Below are 2,127 nucleotides of genomic sequence, written 5' to 3' on the forward strand. Positions count from 1 at the left end.
AAGCGGAGCGAATGGCTTGGCGGACATTGTTCGATTATTATCTGTTCGGTCCGCCGGACCAGGCTCGCGATCATTTGCCCCACCATGCCCAAGGACCGCTCGCCCCGCTTACCCCTGACGATGCTCGCCGCTTGCGCGCGATGGTAATGCAGAGGTTGAACCGTTGAAAATTATCGATGTTGGCAGCGACCACAGAATGATTGCGGGATTGTCATGATAACGCTATCATCGACCGATAGCGTACGGAGAGGATAGTAGATGAAAACGCGACGGACGATCCTGCGAGCTATGCCATTGGCTCTGGGGTTGGCACTTGCCGCCTGTCAGCAGGCTGCGCATAAAGCCGAAGAAGCGAAGATGGAGACAAAACGCGACGCGTCTCAATATCTTTCGCAACCACTGGTCCGAGATATGTACACCGCTGATCCTTCAGCTCATGTATGGAATGGGAAGATTTACGTCTATCCTAGCCATGATATAGATGGTCCGACGCCCGAGGATGATCTGGGCAGTCATTTCGAGATGCGCGACTATCATGTCCTGTCGATGGACAAGATCGGTGGGCCGGTGACGGTTGGCCCGGTGGCGCTGGACGTCAAGGATGTGCCCTGGGCGGACAAACAGATGTGGGCGCCCGATGCCGCCTACAAGAATGGCACTTATTATCTCTACTTCCCGGCCAAGGATAAGGAGGGCGCCTTCCGCATCGGCGTAGCCACATCCAAGGATCCGATGGGTCCGTTCAAGGCGCAGCCGCAGCCGATCAAGGGCAGTTACTCGATCGATCCGGCCGTCTTCACCGACGATGATGGGCAGAGCTATGTCTATTTCGGCGGCATCTGGGGCGGCCAGCTTCAGCGCAATATCGACGGCAAATATGATCCCAACGGGTCGAAGACCGACCTGCAACAGGATGACAAGCCCGCACTCGTGCCCCGCGTCGCAAAGTTGACCGGCGACATGCTGGAATTTTCTGAAACGCCAAGGGCAGTGCAGATCCTCGATGAGAAGGGCAGGCCGTTGCTAGGTGGCGACCATGATCGCCGCTTCTTCGAAGCATCATGGATGCATAAGTATAAGGGCAAATATTATTTCAGCTATTCGACCGGCGACACCCATTATCTGGCCTATGCGATCGGTGATTCCCCCTATGGTCCATTCACCTACAAGGGGCGCATCCTGGAACCGGTCGAAGGGTGGACGACTCATCATTCGATTGTCGAATGGAATGGAAAGTGGTGGCTGTTCTATGCCGACACGCAATTGTCGGGGCAGACGCGTCTGCGCAATGTGAAGGTGACGGAACTTCACTATAGTCCCGACGGGACGATCCGGACGATCAACCCGTTGCTGCCTGCGAAGGGCCAGTAATCAGATGGACGGGAGCGCGATCCGTTTCAGCCGCGCTCCCGTTTCCGGTTCAATCCGCTACCAGCGGCGTCCATTTGCTGTCGCCTGCCGCATTGGCGATGGCGGTTTCCACGAATGCCATGGTGCGCAGTCCGTCCGCGATCGACGGACACCAGTCCGCGCCGCCCTTCGCCGTTTCCGTTGCCACCTCTCCAGAATGTACTCGCGCCGCGAAGGCGCGATAGAGATTGGCGAAAGCCTCGATATATCCTTCCGGATGGCCGCTCGGTGTGCGCAGCCGGGGGAGGGTGGATGGCGCAAGGCCGGGACCGGAGGCGCGAACCATCTCGGCCGGGCGATCCAGCCAGCGCAGCGTGAGCGTATTCGGCTCCATCTGCGACCATTCCAGCCCGCCATGTTCGCCATGGATGCGCAGTTTCAGGCCGTTTTCATCGCCGGCCGCGACCTGTGTCGCCTTCAGCACCCCGCGCGCGCCGCCGGTGAGGCGCAGCAACAGGCTGACGTCATCGTCCAGTCGGCGGCCTTCGACATGGATGGAAAGGTCTGCGCAGAGTTCCTCGATACGCAACCCCGATACATGTTCCGCCAGGTGGAAAGCGTGCGTGCCGATATCGCCCAGGCATCCGCCCAGTCCTGCGCGCGCGGGATCGGTGCGCCATTCGGCCTGCTTGTTGCCGTCGCGGTCGATTGCCTGGCTGAGCCAACCCTGCGAATATTCGACCTGTACGAGGCGGATTCGGCCCAAGTCGCCACGCG

At 59.3% G+C, this 2,127-nt stretch carries 2 protein-coding genes; one reads left to right on the forward strand and one right to left on the reverse strand.

The genetic code is table 11. The annotated features are described in order from the left end of the window. Positions 1 to 258 precede the first annotated feature (258 nt). On the forward strand, positions 259 to 1,371 hold the full coding sequence (locus VMR39_RS20315) for a glycoside hydrolase family 43 protein (protein ID WP_325418457.1): 1,113 nt from the start codon (positions 259 to 261) through the stop codon (positions 1,369 to 1,371). A gap of 49 nt (positions 1,372 to 1,420) precedes the next feature. Here VMR39_RS20315 and VMR39_RS20320 read toward each other — a convergent pair. Further along, the coding region (locus VMR39_RS20320) for a Gfo/Idh/MocA family protein (protein WP_325418459.1) at positions 1,421 to 2,127 on the reverse strand (707 nt) is incomplete at its 5' end.

Source organism: Sphingobium sp. (assembly GCF_035511395.1).
GTDB lineage: Bacteria > Pseudomonadota > Alphaproteobacteria > Sphingomonadales > Sphingomonadaceae > Sphingobium.

Bases quoted from the DNA above. Each gene is read 5' to 3' on its own strand.
- VMR39_RS20315 (WP_325418457.1), top strand. From the start codon at position 259: ATGAAAACGCGACGGACGATCCTGCGAGCTATGCCATTGGCTCTGGGG.